Source organism: Ruegeria pomeroyi DSS-3 (assembly GCF_000011965.2).
Taxonomy (GTDB): domain Bacteria; phylum Pseudomonadota; class Alphaproteobacteria; order Rhodobacterales; family Rhodobacteraceae; genus Ruegeria_B; species Ruegeria_B pomeroyi.
The window spans coordinates 720,504-740,743 of record NC_003911.12; the positions used below are offsets into that span (position 1 = coordinate 720,504).

The window sequence follows — 20,240 nt, forward strand, 5'->3', positions numbered from 1 at the left end:
CGCCCCTCAGTTGCCGTCCTTGAAATCGAGGCCCATCTCGGAATAGCGTTCGGCCTCTTCCAGCCAGTTGGGCCGCACCTTGACCTGTAAGAACAGGTGCACCTTGCGGTCCAGGAACTCTTCCAGCTCGACCCGCGCGGCCTGTCCCACCGCCTTGACGGTTTCGCCGCGCTTGCCCAGAACGATGCCCTTGTGTCCGTCGCGCATGACATAGATCACCTGGTCGATCCGGGCCGAGCCATCCTTGCGCTCTTCCCAGTTCTCGGTCTCGACGGTCAGCTGATAGGGCAGTTCCTGGTGCAGGCGCAGGGTCAGTTTCTCGCGGGTGATCTCGGCGGCGATCATCCGCATCGGCAGGTCCGCGATCTGATCCTCGGGATAGAGCCAGGGGCTCTCGGGCAATTCGGCCGCCAGCCATTTGCGCAGGTCTTCTACCCCGTGGCCCCGTTCGGCCGAAATCATGAAGGTGCGGGCAAACTCGAAACGCGCGTTCAGTGCCTCGGACAGGCCCAGAAGCTTTTCCGCAGGCACCCGGTCGATCTTGTTGATGGCCAGTGCCACGGTGCGGCCCTTGGCGATCTCGGCCAGCCCTTCGAGGATACGCTCGACCCCTTCGGTGATGCCGCGATGTGCCTCGATCATCAGCACCACGATATCGGCGTCCGCAGCGCCGCCCCAGGCGGCGGCGACCATGGCGCGGTCGAGCCGCCGGCGCGGCTGGAACAGGCCCGGCGTGTCGACAAAGACGATCTGCGCCTCGCCTTCCATCGCAACGCCGCGAATGCGGGTGCGCGTGGTCTGAACCTTGTGGGTGACGATCGACACCTTGGCCCCGACCATGCGGTTCAACAGGGTCGATTTGCCCGCGTTGGGCTCTCCGATCAGGGCGACAAATCCGGCGCGTGTGGTCATGGGCTGGTCCTGGTTGCAAGTCGCACCCTCTACAGGGTTTTGCGCGCGCTCGCCAGAGGGCAATTGCCGCGCAGCGACCAGACGGCGCATTGCGGGCAGCAAGACCCCATGTCAGCCTGTGTCTCAGGTCCAGCCAAGCAGTCAGCCCGGCCTCTTTCCCGATCATCGCAAAGAGGTGTCGCATGTTGCGCCGAGATCTGTTGTTTGGAGGGGCCGCCCTGTTGGGGGCGGCCGGGTTGGCCCGTCTGGGATCGGCCACGGCACCACCCGAGGCGCAGGACCTGGTGATTCAGCGCGCCGCCTATCGGCTGCGGGCGCAGGACACGCTGGGCATGGTCAGCCTGTCGCCGGATGCGCCGCCGCCGGTTCTCTATGGTCGGCAGGGGCAAGAGATGCGGTTCACTGTCCGCAATACTCTGGATGACTACACCGCGATGCATTGGCACGGGCTGCGGATCGCCAATGCGATGGACGGGGTGCCCTATCTGACCCAGATGCCGATCGGCCCGGGAGAGGGGTTCGCCTATGCCTATACCCCGCCCGATGCGGGCACCTACTGGTATCACCCTCATTGCATGACGATGGAGCAGATGGCCCATGGCCTGACCGGGGTGATGGTCATCGCCGAGGCCGAGGATCCGGGGTTTGACAGCGAAGAGGTGATCAATCTGCGCGATTTCCGGCTGGATGCGGCGGATGCCTTCCTGCCTGCCTATACAGCGCGGGGCGCGGCGCGCGGCGGCACCATGGGCAATCTGCAGACCGCCAACTGGCGGCAGGGGCCGGTCTATGACCATGGCGCCGGGTCGCTGGTGCGGCTGCGGGTGGTCAATACCGACACGACGCGGATCTACAAACTCTATCTCGATGGCGGCACAGCGCGGATCATCGCCTGGGACGGGCACCCGGTCAGAGTTGTGCTGCCGGTGCCGCGCGCGGGCGCGCCGCTACTGCTGGCGCCTGGTCAAAGGGTCGATCTGGCGGTGGCGATGCCGGCGGAGGAGGGGCGGCAGATCGCCCTGATGGCCGATCTCCCCGGCCAGCCGCCCCGGTTGATGGCCGGGCTGCGGTCGGTCGGCTCTGGTTCCAGGCGCGACCTGGCCGAGCTGAAACCGCTGCCGCGCAACCCGGTGGCCCAGCCCGATCTGGAGCGGGCCGAGCTGCACGAGTTTGTCTTTGGCTGGACACCCGAAGGGGATGCCCCGAATGACGGGTTCTGCGGCACGCTGGGCTATACGTTCTGGTCGATCAATCGCACGCCCTGGGCTGGCGATGCGGCAAAGGACGTCGGGCCATTGGCGGTGCTGGAGCGCGGCAAGACCCATGTGCTGCGGCTGCGCAACGAATCGCCCAACCAACACCCGATCCACCTGCACGGGCTGGCGTTCGTGCCGATCGCGTCGAACCGGCGCAGCCTGCCGCCGCTCTGGACCGATACGATGCTGCTGTTGAAGGACGAGGTGATCGACATCGCGCTGGTGGCCGACAATCCGGGCGACTGGGCGTTCCACTGCCATGTGATCGAACATCAGAAGACCGGGCTGACAGGGTTCCTGCGGGTGACCTGAGGCAACGAAAAAGCCCGGCGCCGGGCCGGGCTTTTCAATCTGTATGAAGATGGCTCAGCCCAGCAGGCGGCGGGCGATCACCTGGGCCTGAATTTCGGCGGCCCCTTCAAAGATGTTCAGGATGCGCGCATCGCAGAGCACGCGGCTGATCTTGTATTCCAGCGCGAACCCGTTGCCGCCATGGATCTGCAAGCCGTTATCGGCCGCGGCCCAGGCCACGCGGGCGCCCAGCAGCTTGGCCATTCCGGCCTCGAGATCGCAGCGGTGGCCGTGATCCTTTTCCCAGGCGCTGAAATAGGTCAGCTGGCGCGCGATCATGATCTCGACCGCCATCATCGCCAGCTTGCTGGAGACGCGGGGAAAGGCGATCAGGGCACGGCCGAACTGCTTGCGGTCCTGCGCATATTGCATGGCGATATCCAGCGCCGATTGCGCCACGCCGATGGCGCGGGCGGCGGTCTGGATGCGGGCGCTTTCAAAGGTCTCCATCAGCTGTTTGAAGCCCTTGCCCTCTTCTCCGCCAAGCAGGTTCTCGCCCTTGACGTGGAACCCGTCAAAGCCAAGCTCGTATTCCTTCATACCGCGATAGCCCAGAACCTCGATCTCGCCGCCGGTCATGCCGGGGGTGGGGAAGGGCTCGGCATCGGTGCCGGGTGTTTTCTCGGCCAGAAACATGGAAAGGCCACGATAGTCGGTGGTGTTGGGATCGGTGCGCGCCAAGAGCGTCATCACATGGGTGCGCGCGGCATGGGTGATCCAGGTCTTGTTGCCGGTCACCTTGAAATCGCCGTTCTCGTCCTTGACCGCGCGCGTGCGCAGGCTGCCAAGGTCCGAGCCGGTGTTGGGCTCGGTAAAGACGGCAGTGGGCAGGATCTCGGCGCTGGCGATGCGCGGCAGCCAGCTGGCCTTCTGCTCGACGGTGCCGCCCGCGATGATCAACTCGGCGGCGATCTCGGAACGGGTGCCCAGCGAGCCGACGCCGATATAGCCGCGGCTGAGTTCCTCGGACACCACCACCATAGACGCTTTCGACAAGCCAAAGCCGCCGAACTCCTCGGGGATGGTCAGGCCGAACACGCCCATCTCGGCCAGTTCCTCGATCACCTCCATTGGGATCAGCTCGTCCTTGAGGTGCCACTCATGGGCAAAGGGTTCGACCTTTTCCACCGCGTAGCGGCGGAATTGGTCGCGGATCATTTCCAGCTCTTCGTCCAGACCCGAGGCGCCGTACATGGTGGCGCCAGCCTGATCCTGCATCAGCTCGACCAGACGGGTGCGGGCGGCCTGGGTGTTGCCCTTGTCGCACAGGGTCATCACCTCGGGCGCCATCAGGCCACGGGCATCGTCCTGGGTCAGGCCCAGATCCTGAAGCCGGACCACCTCGCCCTGGTTCATCTGGATGCCGCCATAGATCTGCCAGAGGTACTCGCCGAAGGCGATCTGATGGATCAGCTGTTCGATCTCGCCGAACTTGCCCTCGGCCTGCAACGCCTCGGCCCAGCGCTGCATCTGGCGCAGCGATTGTTGATAGGTGGCCAGCCAGGACAGACCATGTGCGGCGGTCTGGTTGGCGTCGATCAGGGCCCCGGACACGCGGCCGCCTTCGCTCACCATCTCGCGCACGGTTTCGCGGGCGCGCTCGAACAGTGCATCCACCGGGGCAAGCGCCGCGCCGGTCAGGCTGAGAAGGTCGGGCAAAAGAACGGTTTGCGTGGTCATCGTCATCGGGTCCTGTCCGTCATGGGCCATGAATCACATCCTCTCTTGGTCGTCCCGGTCATATCATTTTGCACATGCAGCGCAACAAAAATGCGAGGAACCAAGGGAAATGGATCGAAAATTACGCGACGACTTTGCTGCCGCAGCGGAGCGCTCAGGCGCTCCGGCCCAACAGGCGAAAGGCATAGAGCAGCGCCAGCATGCCAAAGAAAAGGCCAGAGATATCGCCGATCAGATAGGCGACCGCCTCGATCGGGTCGCTGCCAAAGGCCATGTTGGTCAGGCTGGCGATGATCAGCGAGGTCACGATCCCCACCCCCATCACGCAGATCCAGCAAGGCGCGCGGTCCCGGCTGGGAAACAGGTCCAGCCCGATGACGCGAAGCAGGTGAAAGCAGGCCGGAACCGCGCCCACGGCAATGGCGATGGCGATCAGCCGGCTGGGCAGCAGAACATCCAAACCGCCGACATAGGCAAATGCCGCGATCACCCCGGGCAAAAGGGCCGGAACCGCCCGCCAGCCCAGCAGCCAGGCGGACAGAACCCGCACCCCATGTGGTAGGAACAGCAGGCTGGCGCGGCTGGAATACTCGGGAAAGACCAGGTTCTGGAGCGGTACGACCAGTTCAAAGGTCAGCAGGATCGTGACGAAATAGGCACCTGAAACAACAGCGGTTTCAACGCCAAGCCTGCCTAAGCTTCCTTCAGCATCACCCATTTGCGGGATCAGCTCTCGGGAGAGCGCACGACGTAGCAGCCCCGGTTCATGGTGCTGCACTGTGCAAGATATCCCTTGTTGACCAGAGATTTGAGTGCCCGGAAGAAGGTTGGCCGCGACACGGTCTCTAGCAAGGCGTGTTCGATCAGGCCGACAGTGCGGATCCGCTGATCGTCGCCGGACAATTCGCTTGCCGCGTAATAGATATCGCGCTCGACGGGACTCAGATCTTGCAGGCCGAGTGTACGTTCCATGCTGTGGAGCAGTCGGCGCAGCTCCGCCAGTTTCGAAAGGGTCTGCATGTGAGTGTCGGTCCTATTATTCCTGAGCGGTTTTTTGCACAGATTTATAGCAGATCAGACGCTCTGCCAAGTTTCGGCGGGTGTCATATTGACACAAATTCGGATTTCTTTAAACTGAGACGCCTGATAGGGCTGCGATTAGAGTGAGTGGTGGCAGCCAAAAGGCTCTTTCAAGATATACGCCCGGTGCCGCAAGGCATCGGGCTTTTTTTGTGTGCTCGGTGTACGCAAGGCATGTGAAGGCCCTGTCTGGCTGGCGTGCATGATCGTCTTCTGCGGGGATGGTGGGTGATGAGAGACTCGAACTCCCGACATCTTCGGTGTAAACGAAGCGCTCTACCAACTGAGCTAATCACCCATGCCGCGCGGGTTTAGCCAAGCCGCGATGCCGGTGCAAGAGGCATTTGTCGTTCACGCCCTGTCAGCGGCCGATATCTTCGGGGGCGATGGCGACCGATTTGATGACCGCATGACAGGGCGTGCCTTCGCGCAGCTCCAGCGCAGTGGCGGACCGGCGGGTGATGCGGGCCAGCACGGTGCCGGCGCGGGTGCTGAGTGAGACCAGCGCGCCGGGTCCGTCGCCGCTGCGGATCTGGGCGACATGGCCTGACAGGATGTTGAGCGCCGAGAGCCCCTCGGGGCGCTGGCGTGACAGGATCACCTCTTGCGCGGGGATGCGCAGGCGCAGCGCGGTGCCCTCGGGATGAGAGATGCGGGGCAGGAAAAGGCGTTCACCGCCGGCCTCCAGTTCGGTCAGCCCGTCGGCGTGATGGGCAACCACCCGGGCCGTCAGGATCGCACCCGCCGCCCGGGCCCCCAGCGGGGTGACGGCAGGGTCGGCCAGCACCTCGGCGGCGCTGCCCTGTCGGATCACGCGCCCGTCCTGCAACACAACGACCGTGGTGGCCAGCCGGGCGACCTCGGCGGCGGAGTGGCTGACATAGAGGATCGGGATTTTGGTCTCGTCGCGCAGCCGTTCGAAATAGGGCAGGATCTCGCCCTTGCGGGCCTCGTCCAGGGCGGCCAGGGGCTCGTCGGCCAGGATCGCACGCGGATTGGCCAGCAGCGCCCGCCCGATGGCAACCCGCTGACGTTCGCCCCCCGACAGCGCGCCGGGGCGGCGGTCGAGCAGGGGGCCGATGCCCAGCATCTCGATCACCTGCGCGAACGAGGTCGGGCCCGAGGTTTTCGCGAACCAACGGCCATAGCCCAGGTTCTGGCGCACACTCAGATGCGGGAACAGGCGGGCATCCTGAAACACGTAGCCCATGCGCCGGCGATGGGGCGGCAGCCAGATACGGCTGGCGCTGTCCTGCAAGGTCTCGCCGCCCAGCGCGACCCGGCCCCGTTCGGGCCGCAACAGCCCGGCCACCGCATTGATCACCGTGGTCTTGCCACTGCCCGAGCGCCCGAACAGCACCGTCAGGCCGGGCGGCGCGGCAAAGGCGACGTCCAGCGTGAACCCCTGCATCGGGTGGCGCAGTTCGACCTCCAGCTTCATGTGCCCGCCACCCGTCTGGCGGCGCGCCGGGCCAGCGCCTCGGAGGCCAGCAGCGCCCCCAGCGCCAGCGCGACCGAGATCATCACCAGCCGCGCGGCGGCGCTTTCGCCGCCCGGCACTTGGAGGAAGGCGTAGATGGCTGAGGGCACCGTCTGGGTCTGGCCGGGAATGTTCGAGACAAAGGTGATCGTCGCCCCGAACTCTCCCATCGCCTTGGCAAAGCCCAGAATGGCCCCGGCGATCAGGCCCGGCAGGATCAGGGGCAGGGTGACGGTGGCAAAGACCCAAAGACGCGAGGCGCCCAGCGTGGCCGCGGCCTGTTCCAGTTTCGGATCCACCGCCTCGATCGACAGGCGGATGGCGCGCACCATCAGCGGAAAGCCCATCACCGCCGCCGCCAGCGCCGCCCCGGTCCAGTGAAAGGCCAGCGTCAGACCAACCGAGGCCAGCGCCTGGCCCAGCGTGCCGGTGGGGCCGAAACTGAGCAGCAGCAGATAGCCGGTCACCACCGGGGGCAGGATCAGCGGAAGGTGCACCAGACCGTTCAGCAGCGCCTTGCCCACGAACCGCCCGCGCGCCAGCGCATGTGCAACCAGCAGGGCCAGCGGCAGCGACAGCGCCGTCGCCCAGGCCGACACCTTGAGCGAGAGCGCCACCGCCTGCCATTCCTCGGGCCCGAGCCAGGTCATCGCTTATTCCTCCACCGGCAGGAAACCGTGCCGGAAAAGGATCGCCCGCGCCTCGGCGCTGGCCAGATGATCCAGCAGCGCGCGCGCGGCGGCGCTGTCCTGTCCGGTGACCAATGCCGCCGGATAGCGGATCGGCGGATGCGTGTCGGTGTCAAAGGTGTACAGGGGCATTACGCGGGGTTCGGCCTGAGCATCGGTGGCATAGACGATGCCATAGGGCACGGCGCCGGTCGCCACCAGCGCCAGCGCGGCGCGGGCGTTGTCGGTCTGCACCACGCGCGGTGCGAGCTGGTCCCACAAATCCAGATGAGTCAGCGCTGCCTTGCCATAGATCCCCGCCGGTACCGCCTCGACCAGGGCCATGGCGATCCGGCCGGGCCCCGCGGCCAGATCGGCGAGCGGGTGGCTGGGCGCGTGTCCTGCCGGAGCGATCAGCACCAGCCGGTTCGACACCAGATCGCGCCGGCTGGTGGGGTCGATCCGGCCCTGTTCAGCCAGCCAGTCCATCCATTCGGGATTGGCCGAGATGAAGATCTGCGCCGGGGCGCCCAGCCCGATCTGCCGCGCCAGCACCGAAGAGCCGGCAAAGGAGAGGGCCACGCTGTTCCCCGTGGTCGCCTCGAACCCGGCGGCGATGTCGTCCAGCGCGGTTTTCAGGCTGGCGGCGGCAAAGACGGTGATCTGTTCCGCGCGCGCAGGTCCCGCCAGCAGCAGGGCGCAAGCAAGGGCGCGAAAGAACAGGGAAAGGGGCAAGGACGGCTCCGGCAAGCGATATGTCTGGGCGGAAATATCGCTATGGGCGCGGGCCGGCGCAAGGGCTAACTGCCAGCCTCGTCCTTTCGTAGCAGAGCGTGCAGCTCCGCCGCATGCGGGGCGCCTGCGCTGTGGCAGGCCGCCTCGAACCGGCGATAGGCGGACAGAACCTCTTGTCCGGTCGGGGTCAGGGTGGCGCTGCCGCCCTGGGCACCGCCCCGGGCGCGGATCACCACCGGGTTACGGAACATGGCGTTCATTGTCTCGACCAGTTGCCAGGCTCGCTTGTAACTCATCCCCATGGCGCGGCCCGCCGCCGCGATCGAGCCGGTCTGTGCGATATGATCCAGCAGCGCGGCCTTGCCCGGGCCGATCATGCCGACCTCACCAAAGACCAGACGCAGTTTGTAGACGGGGGGCGGGCGCGTGTCGCTCATGGCCCGAGTCTGGCGCGTCATCCGCGCGGGTGCAAGAGAGGCCGGGCCCAAAGGAGAGGGAAAAGGGCCCGGCCAGGTGGCGGCTCAGCCGGCGAGCCGCTGGGGAGTGATCAGCAGCGCGCCGATCCGGCGCCCGGTGTCCAGCATCCGGTTGGAAAAGCCCCATTCGTTGTCATACCAGCTGACCACGCGCACCAGCCCGTCAGCGGTGACGCTGGTCTGGGCGGCGGCAAAGCACGAGGAATGGCTGTCATGGTTGAAATCGATCGAGACGAGCGGATCCTCTTCATAGGCGAGGATACCGGCCAGCGGCCCTTGGGCAGCGGTACGGATGGCGGCGTTCACAGCCTCGCGGGTGGCCGGACGCTCGGGCACGAAACTCAGATCGACCAGCGAGACATTGGGCGTGGGCACCCGGATCGCCGATCCTTCGAGCCGGCCCTTGAGATGCGGCAGCACCTCGGAAATGGCGCGCGCCGCGCCCGTCGAGGTGGGAATCATCGACACCGAGGCCGCCCGCGCGCGGTAAAGATCGCGATGGGCGGTGTCATGGGTCGGCTGGTCGCCGGTATAGGCGTGAATGGTGGTCATGTAGCCGGTCTTGATGCCAAAGGCGTGGTCCAGCACCATCGCCACCGGCGCAAGACAATTGGTGGTGCACGATGCGTTCGACACGATCACGTCATCCGCCGTCAGCGCGCCGTCGTTGACACCGAACACGACCGTGCGGTCGGCGCCCTTGCCGGGGGCAGAGATCAACACCCGTTTCGACCCGTTCTTCAGATGCCGCGCGGCCTGCTCACGCTCGGTGAAAAGACCGGTGCATTCATAGGCGATGTCGACATCGGCCCAGGGCAGGTCCTCGGGGTTGCGGATCGCGCTCAGGCGGATGCTGCTGCGGCCCACGATCATGCGGTCGCCCTCGACCAGCACCGGCGCCTGCAGGCGGCCATGCACGCTGTCATATTTCAGCAGATGCGCCAGGGTTTCGGGGCTGGCCAGATCGTTGATCGCCACCACCTCGATATCATCGGCGCCGCTTTCGACCAGCGCCCTGAGCACCCCGCGCCCAATGCGTCCAAAGCCGTTGATTGCCACTTTCAGTGTCATGCGGTCCTCCATCCATGCGCCCGGTTGGCTTAGTCGAGGATTTGTTAGCGCTAACAAAATCGAAATGCAACCGCTTTCTGACACAGGTAACGCGCCGCCCGATCCGGTCGGGCGGCGGCAGCGGTGAGGGATCGCGAAAATCGCGGCCTAGAGAAGCTCTTGCCAGCGATGGCAGGCGACCGCGTGGTCGCCCTCGACCTGCAACACGGGTTCGTGTGTCTTGCACAGATCCGTCGCATAGGGGCAGCGGGTGTGGAACTTGCACCCCAGCGGCTGGTTGGTGGGCGAGGGGATCTCACCTTCCAGCTTCTGCGCGCGGCCCCGGTCGTCGGGATCAAGCGAGGGGATCGCCGAAAACAGTGCCTTGGTATAGGGGTGGCGTGGTGCTGCGAACAGCTTGCGGGTCGGCGCGCTTTCCACGATCCGACCCAGATACATCACCGCCACATGGTCACAGCTATGGGCCACCACGCTCAGGTCGTGGCTGATGAACATATAGGTCAGGCCCAGCTCGGACTGGAGGTTTTTCAGCAGGTTCAGGATATCGGCCTGGATCGACACATCCAGCGCCGCGACGGATTCGTCTGCAACCACGAAACGCGGCCCCGATACCAGCGCGCGCGCGATCGAGATCCGCTGCCGCTGCCCGCCCGAAAACGCATGCGGGAAGCGGCGCAGATGTTCCAGGTTCAACCGGCATTTCGCCGCGATCTCGCGCACGCGGGTGTCGGTCTCCTCGCGCGAGTTGGTCAGCCCCATCACCTCAAGCGGTTCGGCGATGATGTCGCGCACCGTCATGCGCGGGCTGAGCGCGGCATAAGGGTCCTGAAAGATCAGTTGCGCGCGTTTGCGGTAATCCTTCAACTCGGCGCCGGACAGGGTGGCGAGGTCATAGCGCACCTCGCCATCGTCATAGCTTGCATGGCCGCCGGTGATCGGCACCGCGTTGAGCAGCGCCCGGCCCAGCGTGGTCTTGCCCGAGCCGCTTTCGCCCACCACGCCAAAAAACGACCCGCGCGGGATACCGATGGAAATCCCGTCCACCGCCTTGAGCGTCTTCTTGTTGAAGAGACGCCCGCCGACGGGAAAGCCCACCGTCAAGTCGCGGGTCTCGATCAGCAGTTCCTCGGTCATGCGGCGGTGTCCTGATGGCAGAGATGGCAGGCGGTGCGGTGGTCCGGGCCGGTATCGGCCCAGCCGGGCACTGCCGTGCGGCAGATATCGCCGATGATCCGGGTGCAGCGGGTATGGAACACGCAGCCCTCGGGCCGTTCCAGCGGCGAGGGGATGTCGCCCGGCACCGGCATCAAGGGTTTGTCCAGATCGTCCAGTTGCGGCAGCGCGTCGATCAGGCCCCGTGTATAGGGGTGGCGCGGGTTTCGGATCACCTCGCGCACCGGGCCCTGTTCGACCATGCGGCCCAGATACATCACCGCCACCTTGTCGGCGGTCTGCGCCACCACGCCCAGGTCATGGGTGATAAAGATGATGCCCATGCCGAACTCGGCCACCAGATCCTTCATCAGGTCGATCACCTGCGCCTGGATGGTCACATCCAGCGCCGTGGTCGGTTCATCCGCGATCAGGAGCTTGGGCCGTGTCGACAGTGCCATGGCGATCATCGCGCGCTGGCGCATGCCGCCGGACAGTTCGAAAGCGTATTGGTTGAACCGGCTGGCCGCATCCGAGATGCCGACCCGGTCGAGCATCTCGATCGACAGATCGCGCGCGCCGCGTTTGCTCAGATCGGTATGGATCAGCAGCTGTTCGACCATCTGGCTGCCGATGGTCATCGCGGGCGCGAAACTGGCCATCGGTTCCTGAAAGATCATGCTGACAGCGCCGCCGCGCACGATCTCCATGTCGCGCGGGCGTTTCAGCGACATCACATCCACCGGCCCGCTGTCCAGATGCAGGGTGATCCGGGTGGCGGGGTCATAGACGGCATTGGCCGCATTCAGCTTCATCAGCGCCTTGGCGGTCACCGACTTGCCCGAGCCGCTTTCGCCGACCAGCCCCATCACCTCGCCCGGAGCGAGCGAGAACGACACATCCTCGACCGCGGTGATCAGCCCCTCGTCGGTGCGGAATTGCAGCGTCAGGTTCTCGACGTCGATCAGGCTCATTTACGGCTCTCCGAATAGGGATCGGCCGCGTCGCGCAGCCCGTCGCCGACAAAGACAAAGGCCATGACCAGCGCGATGAAGAACAGGACCGGGATGAAATACCACTGATAGTTCAGCAGCACGTCGGCCTTGGTCACGTTCTGCAACATCACGCCCAGGCTGTTAACCGGGTCCTTGAGCCCCAGCCCGATGAAGCTGAGCGCGGTTTCGCTGAGCACGACATAGGGAAACGAGATTACCAGATCGACGATGATGTAACTGGTGAAACTGGGCAGCAGGTGGCGGCGGATGACGTGGCTGGGCGAGGCACCGCAAAGTTGCGCGGCCAGCACGTATTCCTGATTGCGCTCGGTCAGCAGGTGCGTGCGCACCCGCCGCGCCAGCGTCGGCCAGCCGACCAGCCCCAGGATCAGGGTAATGACAAAGAACCGCGTCTCGGCCGACCATTCCGGCGGGATAAAGGCGGCGATGGCCATGAAAAGCGGGATGGATGGAATCGTTCGCACCGCGTCCGTCACCATCTGGATCACGCTGTCGATCATGCCGCCGTAATAGCCCGCGATCCCGCCGATGGCGAGCGCCAGCACAAATGAGATCAGAACCCCTAGCGTTCCGACCTGAAGCGAGGTCCAGACCGCGTGCAGGGTGCGGCTGAAGATATCCTTGCCCGCGCTGTCGGTGCCGAACAGGTGGACATAGCCCTGATCCATGCCGAACAGGTGGATGTTGCCGGGGATGAAGCCAAACAGCTTGTAACTGTCGCCCTGCACGAAGAACTGCACATAGCGCCGTTCATCCTCGTTCACCTTTTCCACCCAACGGAAATTGGTGGCAAGCGAGCGTTCGCGGGTGACCGTGTGCAGGAAGGGGCGCAGGGAACAGCCGTTCTTGTCGCAGAACTTCGGAATTTGCGGCGCGCCGTTCAGGTAATCCTTGTCCCGCCCCGCAACCGTCGGGTCATAGGGCGACAGGAAGGGGGCAAAGAGGCCCGACAGGATCAGCACCACCAGCACGGTGGCCGCCACCATGGCAGCGCGCTGTTTCTTGAACCTTGCCCAGATCAACTGCCGCTGCGAGGCGGTGAAATAGGCTTCCTTGGCGGTCTGGCTTGGGGCTGTCATCGGATCACCTCAGGATGCTCTTGCGCACGCGCGGGTCGATCACCGCCAGCAGAATGTCGGTGGCAAAGTTCAACGTCACGATCGAGGCGGTCAGAAGGAAAATGATGGCGCCCGCCAGTTGCTGGTCGTTCGAGCGCGCCAGGGCTTCGAGCAGCAGCGATCCGGCCTCGGTCAGGGTCAGGATCAGCGCCACGATGGGCAGTTCGTTGAAGATACGGTTCAGGTCAAAGCCCAACGAATTGACGATCGGCCCCAGCGCGTGCCGCGCCGGATAGCGCCACAGCAGGCGACGGCCATAGAGCCCGCGCGCGGCAGCGGCGGTGACATAGAGCTTGCCGATCTCGTCCGACATCAGCGCGCGCACGGTTTGCAGGGCAAAAGCAGTGGCCGACCAGCCCAGGATAAACACAGGCAGCCAGGCGTGTTTCAGCAGGTCCAGCACCCGGTCGACCGACCAGGGCGCCTCCTTGTATTCGGGCGAGAACAGGCCCGTCAGTGTCTCGCCGAAATAGACGGTCGAGATCAGCATCACCATCAGCGCCAGCAGGAAGTTGGGCATCGCCAGACCCAGATAGCTGACCACACGCAGCGAGTTGTTCAGGTAAGGATTGCGCGAGGCGGCCGAGATGATGCCGACCGGAATGGCGATCATATAGGCCAACAACAGCGCGCCCAGACAGATCCAGAGCGAGATCCAGAACTTGTCGCCCAAGAGTTGCGCGATATCGACGCGCAGGATGCAGCTATCGCCGAAATCGCCCCGGAATGCTCCGGCCAGCCAGCTTGTCCATCGGGTCAGGAAGGGTTGATCCAGTCCCAGCCGGGCGCGCTCGGCCGCGATATCGGCCAGCGTGATGGCGGATCCTTGGGTGTTCTTGTAGGCCAGATAGCGCTCGGCACAGTCGCCGGGCACCAGCTCCATCAGCGAAAAGACGATCAGCGACACGATCACCAGCGTGACCAATGCCATGACCGCCCGCGTGGCGGCAAATCGCGCGAAATGAAGCATTGAGACCTCGTCGAGGAGAAAGGGAAACGGGCAGCCGGGCCGCCCGTTTCCGGAGTGGTCTTATTCGCTCAGCCACCACTGGGCGGGGCGATAGGGATAGGTCCGGTAGAACTCGTAGGACTGCGTCTTGAACTCGGGGAAGTTCTTGAGCTTGTTCGAGTGATAGACCGGGGCCGGGGCGTTGATGGTGCCGATGAACAGGACCTGGCCGGTCATGATCTCGACCATCTTCTGCGCGGCGGCAATCGAGGTTTCGGTGCCCGGAGCGCTCGACTGATAGGTGTCCAGCTCACTCTTCAGCTCGGCGACCCAAGCGGGCGGTTCCACCCCGGCAGAACCGTTCGAGCTGATCCACTCGGCCCAGAGCATGCCGGTGCGCACGTCGAAATAGCCGTCAAACGGCGGCACCCAGATTTCACCGTCACCCAGGATCGAACCGGCGGGCTGGCCCTTGCCCCACATCATCACGTCAAGCGTATTGGACGATTGCGACGAGCGGTATTCGTCCGAGGTGACCTCTTTGATGGTGGTGGTGACACCCACATCGGTCCAGTTCTGCGCGATCAGTTCCACCAGCTGCGAGGAACTGGCCTGGGTCGAGAACTGCCAGTCCAGTACGAACGGGTCGCCATTGGGCAGGTCGCGGTCGCCGTCACCGTCCTTATCGACCAGACCGACCTCGTCCAGCAGCGCGCGGGCGCGGTCGGGGTCGAACGCGATCTCGTGGCTTTCCCACTTGGCGTCGATGAAATCGGGGCGCGGCGAAAAGCCGATGTACTGGTTCGGCGTGCCCAGACCAAAGGCGACGACCTCGTTCAGCTGATCGCGGTCGATGGCCACCGACATGGCGGCGCGGAAGCGGACGTCGTTGAAGATCGCGCGCTTGCCCAGATCCTCGGAGGTGACGTTGAAGGTCAGCGTCGCGCTGGCGATACCCGGTTTCACGTCGATCGTGTAGTTGCCCTTTTCCTGGCCTTCCAGCAGGACCGGCGCCTGGGTCAGGTTGACCGCCTGCGACTTGTAATCCACCTCACCGTTCAGCAGTTTCAGCGTGCGGACTTCCTCGTCACCCACATATGTCTCGTCCATGTTCGAGATATAGGGCAGCTGGTTGCCGGCGGTATCCACCTGGAAGAAATAGGGGTTGGCGACATAGTGCCGGCCCTCGGTGGTTTCCTTCACCAGGATATGGCTTTCCAGCGTCGGCATGGTGTCCTTGGGCAGCCCGGCCAGCTTGTCGCCCGCAGTCAGCATCGGCGAGGGCGTGTCCATCCAGTCCGAGTTGCCGTAATAGGCCTTGATCAGATCATAGCCGTTTTCATAGCCCAGGGCCTGTGCATTGGCATCGGCATTGGCATCCAGCGCCGGGTGGAACTGGCCAAAGAAATGCTTGGGCTGGAACGGCTGCACATAGGTGAACGAGAAGGTCTCGATCAGGCCCGGCTTGGGCGCCTCCAGGGTAAAGCGCACGGTGGTGTCATCGACCGCCTCGACCTTCATCGGCTTGCCACCGGCCAGGGCGTAATCCTTGGGCTCGGCCATGACATTGGTGTCCATCATCAGGTTGTCATACCAGAACACCACGTCGGCGGCGGTAAAGGGCGCGCCGTCCGACCATTTGTGACCGGCGCGCAGATGCACCGTCAGCTGGGTGAAATCCTCGTTCCATTCCCAGGATTTGGCGACGTTGGGCACCACGGTCTGCAGGTCGTCCGAATAGCGGAACAGGTTCACATGGCGCACCGAGAGGAAATCCGAGGTGCCGGACTCGGTGGCGTTCGACAGCGCGTCGAACTGGCCGCCATACTGGCCAATCCCGTCATAGGGGGCGACAACCAGCGGTTCGGACGGCAGGCGCTCGGCCAGGGGCGGCAGCGCCGGGTTGCCCTTGATGCGGGCGTTCAGGTCGCCGATCGCCGGGTTCTCGGCGAAATCCATCGTGCAGCCAGCGGCCGACTGGAACTCCGCCAGATCATACTGCTGCGGAAAGGTGCCGGCGGCAACGCCCATCGGGTCGGCAACGGTCACGGCGGGACAGGCGGCAAGCGCGGCACCGGGCAGGGCCAGGGCGGCGACGCCACTGAGAAGTATACGTTTCATGAGACCTCCGTCGGAAAGGAAAGCGTTTTGCGGTTTGTGTTTGAGTGCCCCACGTCTTGGGGCGGTGGTGTCCGGGTCGTGATACGGCCCGATTTTGCTGCGAGATGGGTTGCAACCCCGCAGCGGTCGAGAGCGTCCTGCAACGCATCGGGCGGCGCAGCGTCGGTCACCAGATCGGTGATCGCTTCGAGCGGCGCGGCGATACAGGGAGCAATGGCAGAGAACTTGCGGTAATCGGCGGCCACGATCACCCGCGTGGCATTGCCCAGCAGCGCGCGGGTCAACTCGGCCTCGCGCGGGTTGGCGGCCAGCACGCCCAGTTCGGGCGACATCGCATCGGCCCCGATCACCAGCACGTCATAGGCGAACCGGCGGGCAAAATCCTCGGTGGCGCGGCCGAAACACCCCCGTTCCGAGCGCGACACCTCGCCCCCGGCCAGAAACACCCGGCTGCCATTGTGATCGGCCAGCGAGGCGACGGTCGAGATCGAATTGGTGACGATGGTTAGGTCGCGCCGTTCGCGCAGCTGTTCGGCGACATAGGTGGTGGTCGAACCCACATTGATGAACAGGGTCATGCCGTCGCGGATCAGTTCCAGCACGCCCTTGGCAATGCGGGTCTTTTCCTTGGGCTGCTGCTCCAGCGCGCCGGAATACATCGGCGCATCCTGCGAGCCGCGCAGATAGGTGCCGCCATGCACCCGTTCGACCTTACCCTGCTTGGCCAGGGTCTTGACCAGGCGGCGGACGGTCTCTTCGGACACATCCATCACCTGCGCAATCTGCGCGTTACGGGCTGAACCGCCTAGGCGGGCCAGAACGTCGAGAAGCTCGTGGCCCCGATGGGGGACTTTGGGGTCTGCATCGGACATGAAGAAAGAAACACACAAATGCCGTCATTAATCCACAAAAAACAAACCCGTGTAACAGGCGTATGACTTTTCGGCGTTTTTTATGTTACCACTGCTGTTTTTCTGTGGAGAACATGTAAGGGCGGGCGCAGCCAGTGTCGCAAATGGCTGGGAATCGGTCGCGGTTGGGGACGAGCACCCGCAGGACCGGGCAAATGCTGCGAGGAACTTTCAACAGATTCTCGACAAGGGGCACCCATGGCCAGACGCATTTCCGAACCGGCGCGCGAGATCGACATCATACATGAAACCGATGTGCTGGTTGTGGGCTCGGGGCCGGGCGGGCTGCCTGCCGCGCTGGCGGCGGCGCGGGCGGGGGCCGAGGTTACGCTGGTCGAACGGTTCGGCTGTTTCGGCGGCAACCTGACCGTGGTCGGGGTCGAGGGGATGCATTGGTATCGCCATGAACAGACCATCGAATCGAACGGCATCGCCCGCGAATTCGAAGAAAAGGCCAAGGAAATGGGCGCCGCCGTGCCGGAAAGCCAGTCACTGAGCCACGAGATCGACAGCGAGGGGTTCAAGCTGGTCGCCGACCGGATGGTGCTGGACGAGCCCAATATCCGTCCCATGCTGCACCGCTTTTTTGTGGCACCCCTGATGGAGGGCGACACCATCATCGGCATCGTCACCGAATCGAAATCGGGGCGCGAGGCGATCCTGGCCAGGCGGGTGATCGACGCCACCGGCGATGCCGACGTGGTGACCCGGGCAGGGGCACCCGTTTACAAGACGCCTGCTGAACAGATGATGGCGGCCTCGGTCATGTTTCACCTTGCCGGGGTGGACAAGCAGCGTTTCATGGATGGGATCAAGGCCGATCCCCAGACCTACAGGGACTGGGGCGGTGGCGGCGAATGGAATATCGAGACCTCGGGGAAAGAGGACGACATGTTCTCGCCCTTCCTCAAGAAGCCGTTCCAGCAGGCGATCCGCGACGGGCTGATCCCGCCGCATCTGAACACCATCGCAGGCACCTGGGGCGCGGTGCATGACACCGGCGAACTCACCTACATGAACCTCATCCATCTCGATGGCTGCGACGGTACCGACCCCGACAGCCTGACCACTTACGAGATCGAGGGCCGCCGCCAGACCATGCTGGCCATCGAGGCGCTGCGCCGCTACACGCCCGGATGCGAGAATATCCGGCTGCGCAACTTCGGCATGTCGATCGGTATCCGCGATACGCGCAAGGTCGATTGCCTCTACAACATGACCGAAACGGACGTGCGCGAGCAGGGCCGGTTCGAGGATTCCATCGGCATCTTCCCCGAGTTCATCGACGGCTATGGCATCCTGATCCTGCCCACCACCGGGCGCTATTTCCAGATGCCCTATCGCAATCTGCTGCCCCGCGGTGTGAAAAACCTGCTGGTCGCGGGGCGTATCACCGGCGGCGACCGGATCAGCCATGCCGCCACCCGCAACATGGCCTGCTGCGCGGTGACGGGGCAGGGGGCGGGCATCGCGGCGGCGCTGTCGGTGAAATCGAACCGCCCGCTGGACGAGATCGACCCGCTGCTGATCCAGAAAGAGCTGGAGCGTCAGGGCGGGCGGCACCACTGAACGAAAAAGGCCCCGCCGAATGGCGGGGCCTTTTTTGCTCGTCAGGCCAATCAGCCGATGGCGACGGCCTTCACGTCCTCGTCGATATAGGGGACATATTGTTCGAAATTGTCGGCGAACATCTGCACCAGCTTGGCCGCCTGCTTGTCAAAGGCGCCCTGGTCGTCCCAGGTGCGGCGCGGGTCCAGCAGAACCTCGGCCACGCCCGGCACCGACACCGGCACGTCAAAGCCGAAATTGCCGTCCTTGCGGAACTCGGCATTGTTGAGCGAGCCGTTCAGCGCGGCGGTCAGCAGGGCGCGGGTGGCCTTGATCGGCATCCGGCTGCCAACGCCGTAGGCGCCGCCGGTCCAGCCGGTATTGACCAGCCAGCAGGTCGCGCCGTGACGGGCGATCTTGTCACGCAGCAGGTTGCCATAGACCTCGGGACGGCGCGGCATGAAGGGGGCGCCGAAGCAGGTCGAAAAGGTCGGCTGCGGCTCGGTCACGCCGCGCTCGGTTCCCGCCACCTTCGAGGTGAAGCCCGACAGGAAGTGATACATCGCCTGCGCCGGGGTCAGCCGCGCGATCGGCGGCAGCACGCCAAAGGCATCACAGGTCAGCATGATGATGTTCTTGGGATGCCCGCCCAGTGCCGAGACGGAGGCGTTCGAGATGTATTCCAGCGGATAGGCGCAACGCATGTTGGCCGTCAGGCTGTCATCGTCGAAATCCAGTTCCTTGGTCTCTTCGTCAAACACCATGTTCTCGATCACGGTCGCGAACTTGGTGGTGGTGGCGTAGATTTCCGGCTCGGCCTCGGGGTTGAGGTTGATGGTCTTGGCATAGCAGCCGCCTTCGAAGTTGAAGGTGCCGCGATCCGACCAGCCATGTTCGTCATCGCCGATCAGCACGCGCGCCGGGTCGGCCGACAGCGTGGTCTTGCCGGTGCCGCTAAGGCCAAAGAACACGGCGGTGTCGACCGGGTTGCCGACCGCGTGGTTGGCCGAGCAGTGCATCGGCATCACGCCTTTTTCCGGCAGCATGTAGTTCAGCAGGGTGAACACCGACTTCTTGTTCTCGCCCGCATACTCGGTGCCGCCGATCAGGATCAGCTTGCGGTCGAAATTCATCGCGATCACGGTCTCGCTGCGGCAGCCGTGCTTGGCCGGGTCGGCCTGGAAGCTGGGGCAGTTGATGACGGTGAAATCGGCCACGAACTCGTTCAGATCCTCGCGCGCGGGACGGCGCAGCAGGTGACGGATGAACAGGTTGTGCCAGGCCAGTTCGGTGACCATGCGCACGTTGATCGAATAGGCCGGGTCGGCGCCGCCGACCAGATCCTGCACGAAATAGTCCTTGCCCTTCATATGGGCCAGCATGTCGTCATAAAGCGCGTCGAACCCTTCGGGGGTCATTGCGGCGTTGTTGTCCCACCAGATGCTGTCGGCAACGCTGGCGGTCTTGACCACATGCTTGTCCTTGGGCGAGCGGCCGGTGAACTTGCCGGTGGTGACAAGGAAAGCCCCGCCATTGCCCAGCGTTCCCTCGCCCCGCTTCAACGCCGCTTCGATCAGCGCCGGTTCCATGAAGTTGTAATAGACATTGCCCAGACCCTCGATGCCCTGATCCTCGAGGCGGAATTGCGGGTTAACCCGTCCAGATGTCATGCGTTTTTTCTCCGTGTGTCGGCGCGCGAACCGCAGTGGCAGTGCT

The 20,240-nt window shown here is 64.4% G+C and carries 18 protein-coding genes and 1 tRNA gene; 2 read left to right on the forward strand and 17 right to left on the reverse strand.

The window, feature by feature from the left end:
* Positions 1-6: 6 nt before the first annotated feature.
* Positions 7-912: a GTPase Era gene (gene era, locus SPO_RS03490; protein ID WP_011046442.1), complete on the reverse strand. Its 906-nt coding sequence runs from the start codon at positions 910-912 to the stop codon at positions 7-9.
* A 182-nt stretch (positions 913-1,094) separates the two neighbouring features.
* Here era and SPO_RS03495 point away from each other — a divergent pair, with 182 nt between their 5' ends.
* Entirely contained in the window at positions 1,095-2,480 is a 1,386-nt protein-coding gene (locus SPO_RS03495) for a multicopper oxidase family protein (protein WP_011046443.1), read from the forward strand.
* A 54-nt stretch (positions 2,481-2,534) separates the two neighbouring features.
* Here SPO_RS03495 and SPO_RS03500 read toward each other — a convergent pair whose 3' ends face one another.
* From SPO_RS03500 to SPO_RS03570, 15 genes are all read right to left on the reverse strand, one after another.
* Positions 2,535-4,229 carry an acyl-CoA dehydrogenase family protein gene (locus tag SPO_RS03500; protein ID WP_011046444.1) on the reverse strand — a complete coding sequence of 565 codons (1,695 nt, stop codon included), beginning with the start codon at positions 4,227-4,229 and terminating at the stop codon, positions 2,535-2,537.
* A 124-nt stretch (positions 4,230-4,353) separates the two neighbouring features.
* Positions 4,354-4,917: a hypothetical protein gene (locus tag SPO_RS03505; protein ID WP_011046445.1), complete on the reverse strand. Its 564-nt coding sequence runs from the start codon at positions 4,915-4,917 to the stop codon at positions 4,354-4,356.
* Between the two features lie 8 nt (positions 4,918-4,925).
* Positions 4,926-5,219: a hypothetical protein gene (locus tag SPO_RS03510; RefSeq protein ID WP_011046446.1), complete on the reverse strand. Its 294-nt coding sequence runs from the start codon at positions 5,217-5,219 to the stop codon at positions 4,926-4,928.
* A gap of 282 nt (positions 5,220-5,501) precedes the next feature.
* Positions 5,502-5,577, reverse strand: a tRNA-Val gene (locus SPO_RS03515).
* Positions 5,578-5,640: 63 nt separating this feature from the next.
* Positions 5,641-6,720, reverse strand: a complete 1,080-nt coding sequence (modC, locus tag SPO_RS03520; RefSeq protein WP_011046447.1) for a molybdenum ABC transporter ATP-binding protein — start codon at positions 6,718-6,720, stop codon at positions 5,641-5,643.
* Positions 6,717-7,409 carry a molybdate ABC transporter permease subunit gene (gene modB, locus SPO_RS03525; protein WP_011046448.1) on the reverse strand — a complete coding sequence of 231 codons (693 nt, stop codon included), beginning with the start codon at positions 7,407-7,409 and terminating at the stop codon, positions 6,717-6,719. Before modB ends, modC begins: the two co-directional genes overlap by 4 nt.
* Before the next feature lie 3 nt (positions 7,410-7,412).
* Positions 7,413-8,177, reverse strand: a complete 765-nt coding sequence (modA, locus tag SPO_RS03530; RefSeq protein ID WP_011046449.1) for a molybdate ABC transporter substrate-binding protein — start codon at positions 8,175-8,177, stop codon at positions 7,413-7,415.
* A gap of 50 nt (positions 8,178-8,227) precedes the next feature.
* Positions 8,228-8,599, reverse strand: coding sequence for a winged helix-turn-helix domain-containing protein (locus SPO_RS03535; RefSeq protein WP_044027897.1), 372 nt, complete (start codon positions 8,597-8,599; stop codon positions 8,228-8,230).
* An 84-nt stretch (positions 8,600-8,683) separates the two neighbouring features.
* A complete protein-coding gene (gene gap / locus SPO_RS03540) occupies positions 8,684-9,709 on the reverse strand; it encodes a type I glyceraldehyde-3-phosphate dehydrogenase (RefSeq protein WP_011046451.1) in 1,026 nt (341 codons plus the stop codon).
* Positions 9,710-9,856: 147 nt separating this feature from the next.
* The gene (locus tag SPO_RS03545) at positions 9,857-10,843 is read right to left on the reverse strand and encodes an ABC transporter ATP-binding protein (protein WP_011046452.1); all 987 of its coding nucleotides are present in this window, start codon (positions 10,841-10,843) and stop codon (positions 9,857-9,859) included.
* Positions 10,840-11,835 carry an ABC transporter ATP-binding protein gene (locus SPO_RS03550; RefSeq protein ID WP_011046453.1) on the reverse strand — a complete coding sequence of 332 codons (996 nt, stop codon included), beginning with the start codon at positions 11,833-11,835 and terminating at the stop codon, positions 10,840-10,842. The genes SPO_RS03545 and SPO_RS03550 overlap by 4 nt, the downstream gene beginning before the upstream one ends.
* Entirely contained in the window at positions 11,832-12,956 is a 1,125-nt protein-coding gene (locus SPO_RS03555; RefSeq protein WP_011046454.1) for an ABC transporter permease, read from the reverse strand. Before SPO_RS03555 ends, SPO_RS03550 begins: the two co-directional genes overlap by 4 nt.
* A gap of 4 nt (positions 12,957-12,960) precedes the next feature.
* On the reverse strand, positions 12,961-13,965 hold the full coding sequence (locus SPO_RS03560; protein WP_011046455.1) for an ABC transporter permease: 1,005 nt from the start codon (positions 13,963-13,965) through the stop codon (positions 12,961-12,963).
* Between the two features lie 60 nt (positions 13,966-14,025).
* Complete coding sequence (locus SPO_RS03565) at positions 14,026-16,065, reverse strand: ABC transporter substrate-binding protein (RefSeq protein ID WP_011046456.1); 2,040 nt, start codon at positions 16,063-16,065, stop codon at positions 14,026-14,028.
* Positions 16,062-16,937: a DeoR/GlpR family DNA-binding transcription regulator gene (locus tag SPO_RS03570; protein WP_011046457.1), complete on the reverse strand. Its 876-nt coding sequence runs from the start codon at positions 16,935-16,937 to the stop codon at positions 16,062-16,064. Before SPO_RS03570 ends, SPO_RS03565 begins: the two co-directional genes overlap by 4 nt.
* A 237-nt stretch (positions 16,938-17,174) precedes the next feature.
* Between SPO_RS03570 and SPO_RS03575 the strand changes: the two genes are divergently transcribed.
* Positions 17,175-18,545 (forward strand): FAD-dependent oxidoreductase, encoded by a 1,371-nt coding sequence (locus tag SPO_RS03575; protein ID WP_011046458.1) that lies wholly within the window; start codon positions 17,175-17,177, stop codon positions 18,543-18,545.
* A 50-nt stretch (positions 18,546-18,595) separates the two neighbouring features.
* Here the strand turns inward: SPO_RS03575 and SPO_RS03580 are convergent, their stop codons facing one another.
* The gene (locus tag SPO_RS03580; protein ID WP_011046459.1) at positions 18,596-20,194 is read right to left on the reverse strand and encodes a phosphoenolpyruvate carboxykinase; all 1,599 of its coding nucleotides are present in this window, start codon (positions 20,192-20,194) and stop codon (positions 18,596-18,598) included.
* Between the last annotated feature and the right edge of the window lie 46 nt (positions 20,195-20,240).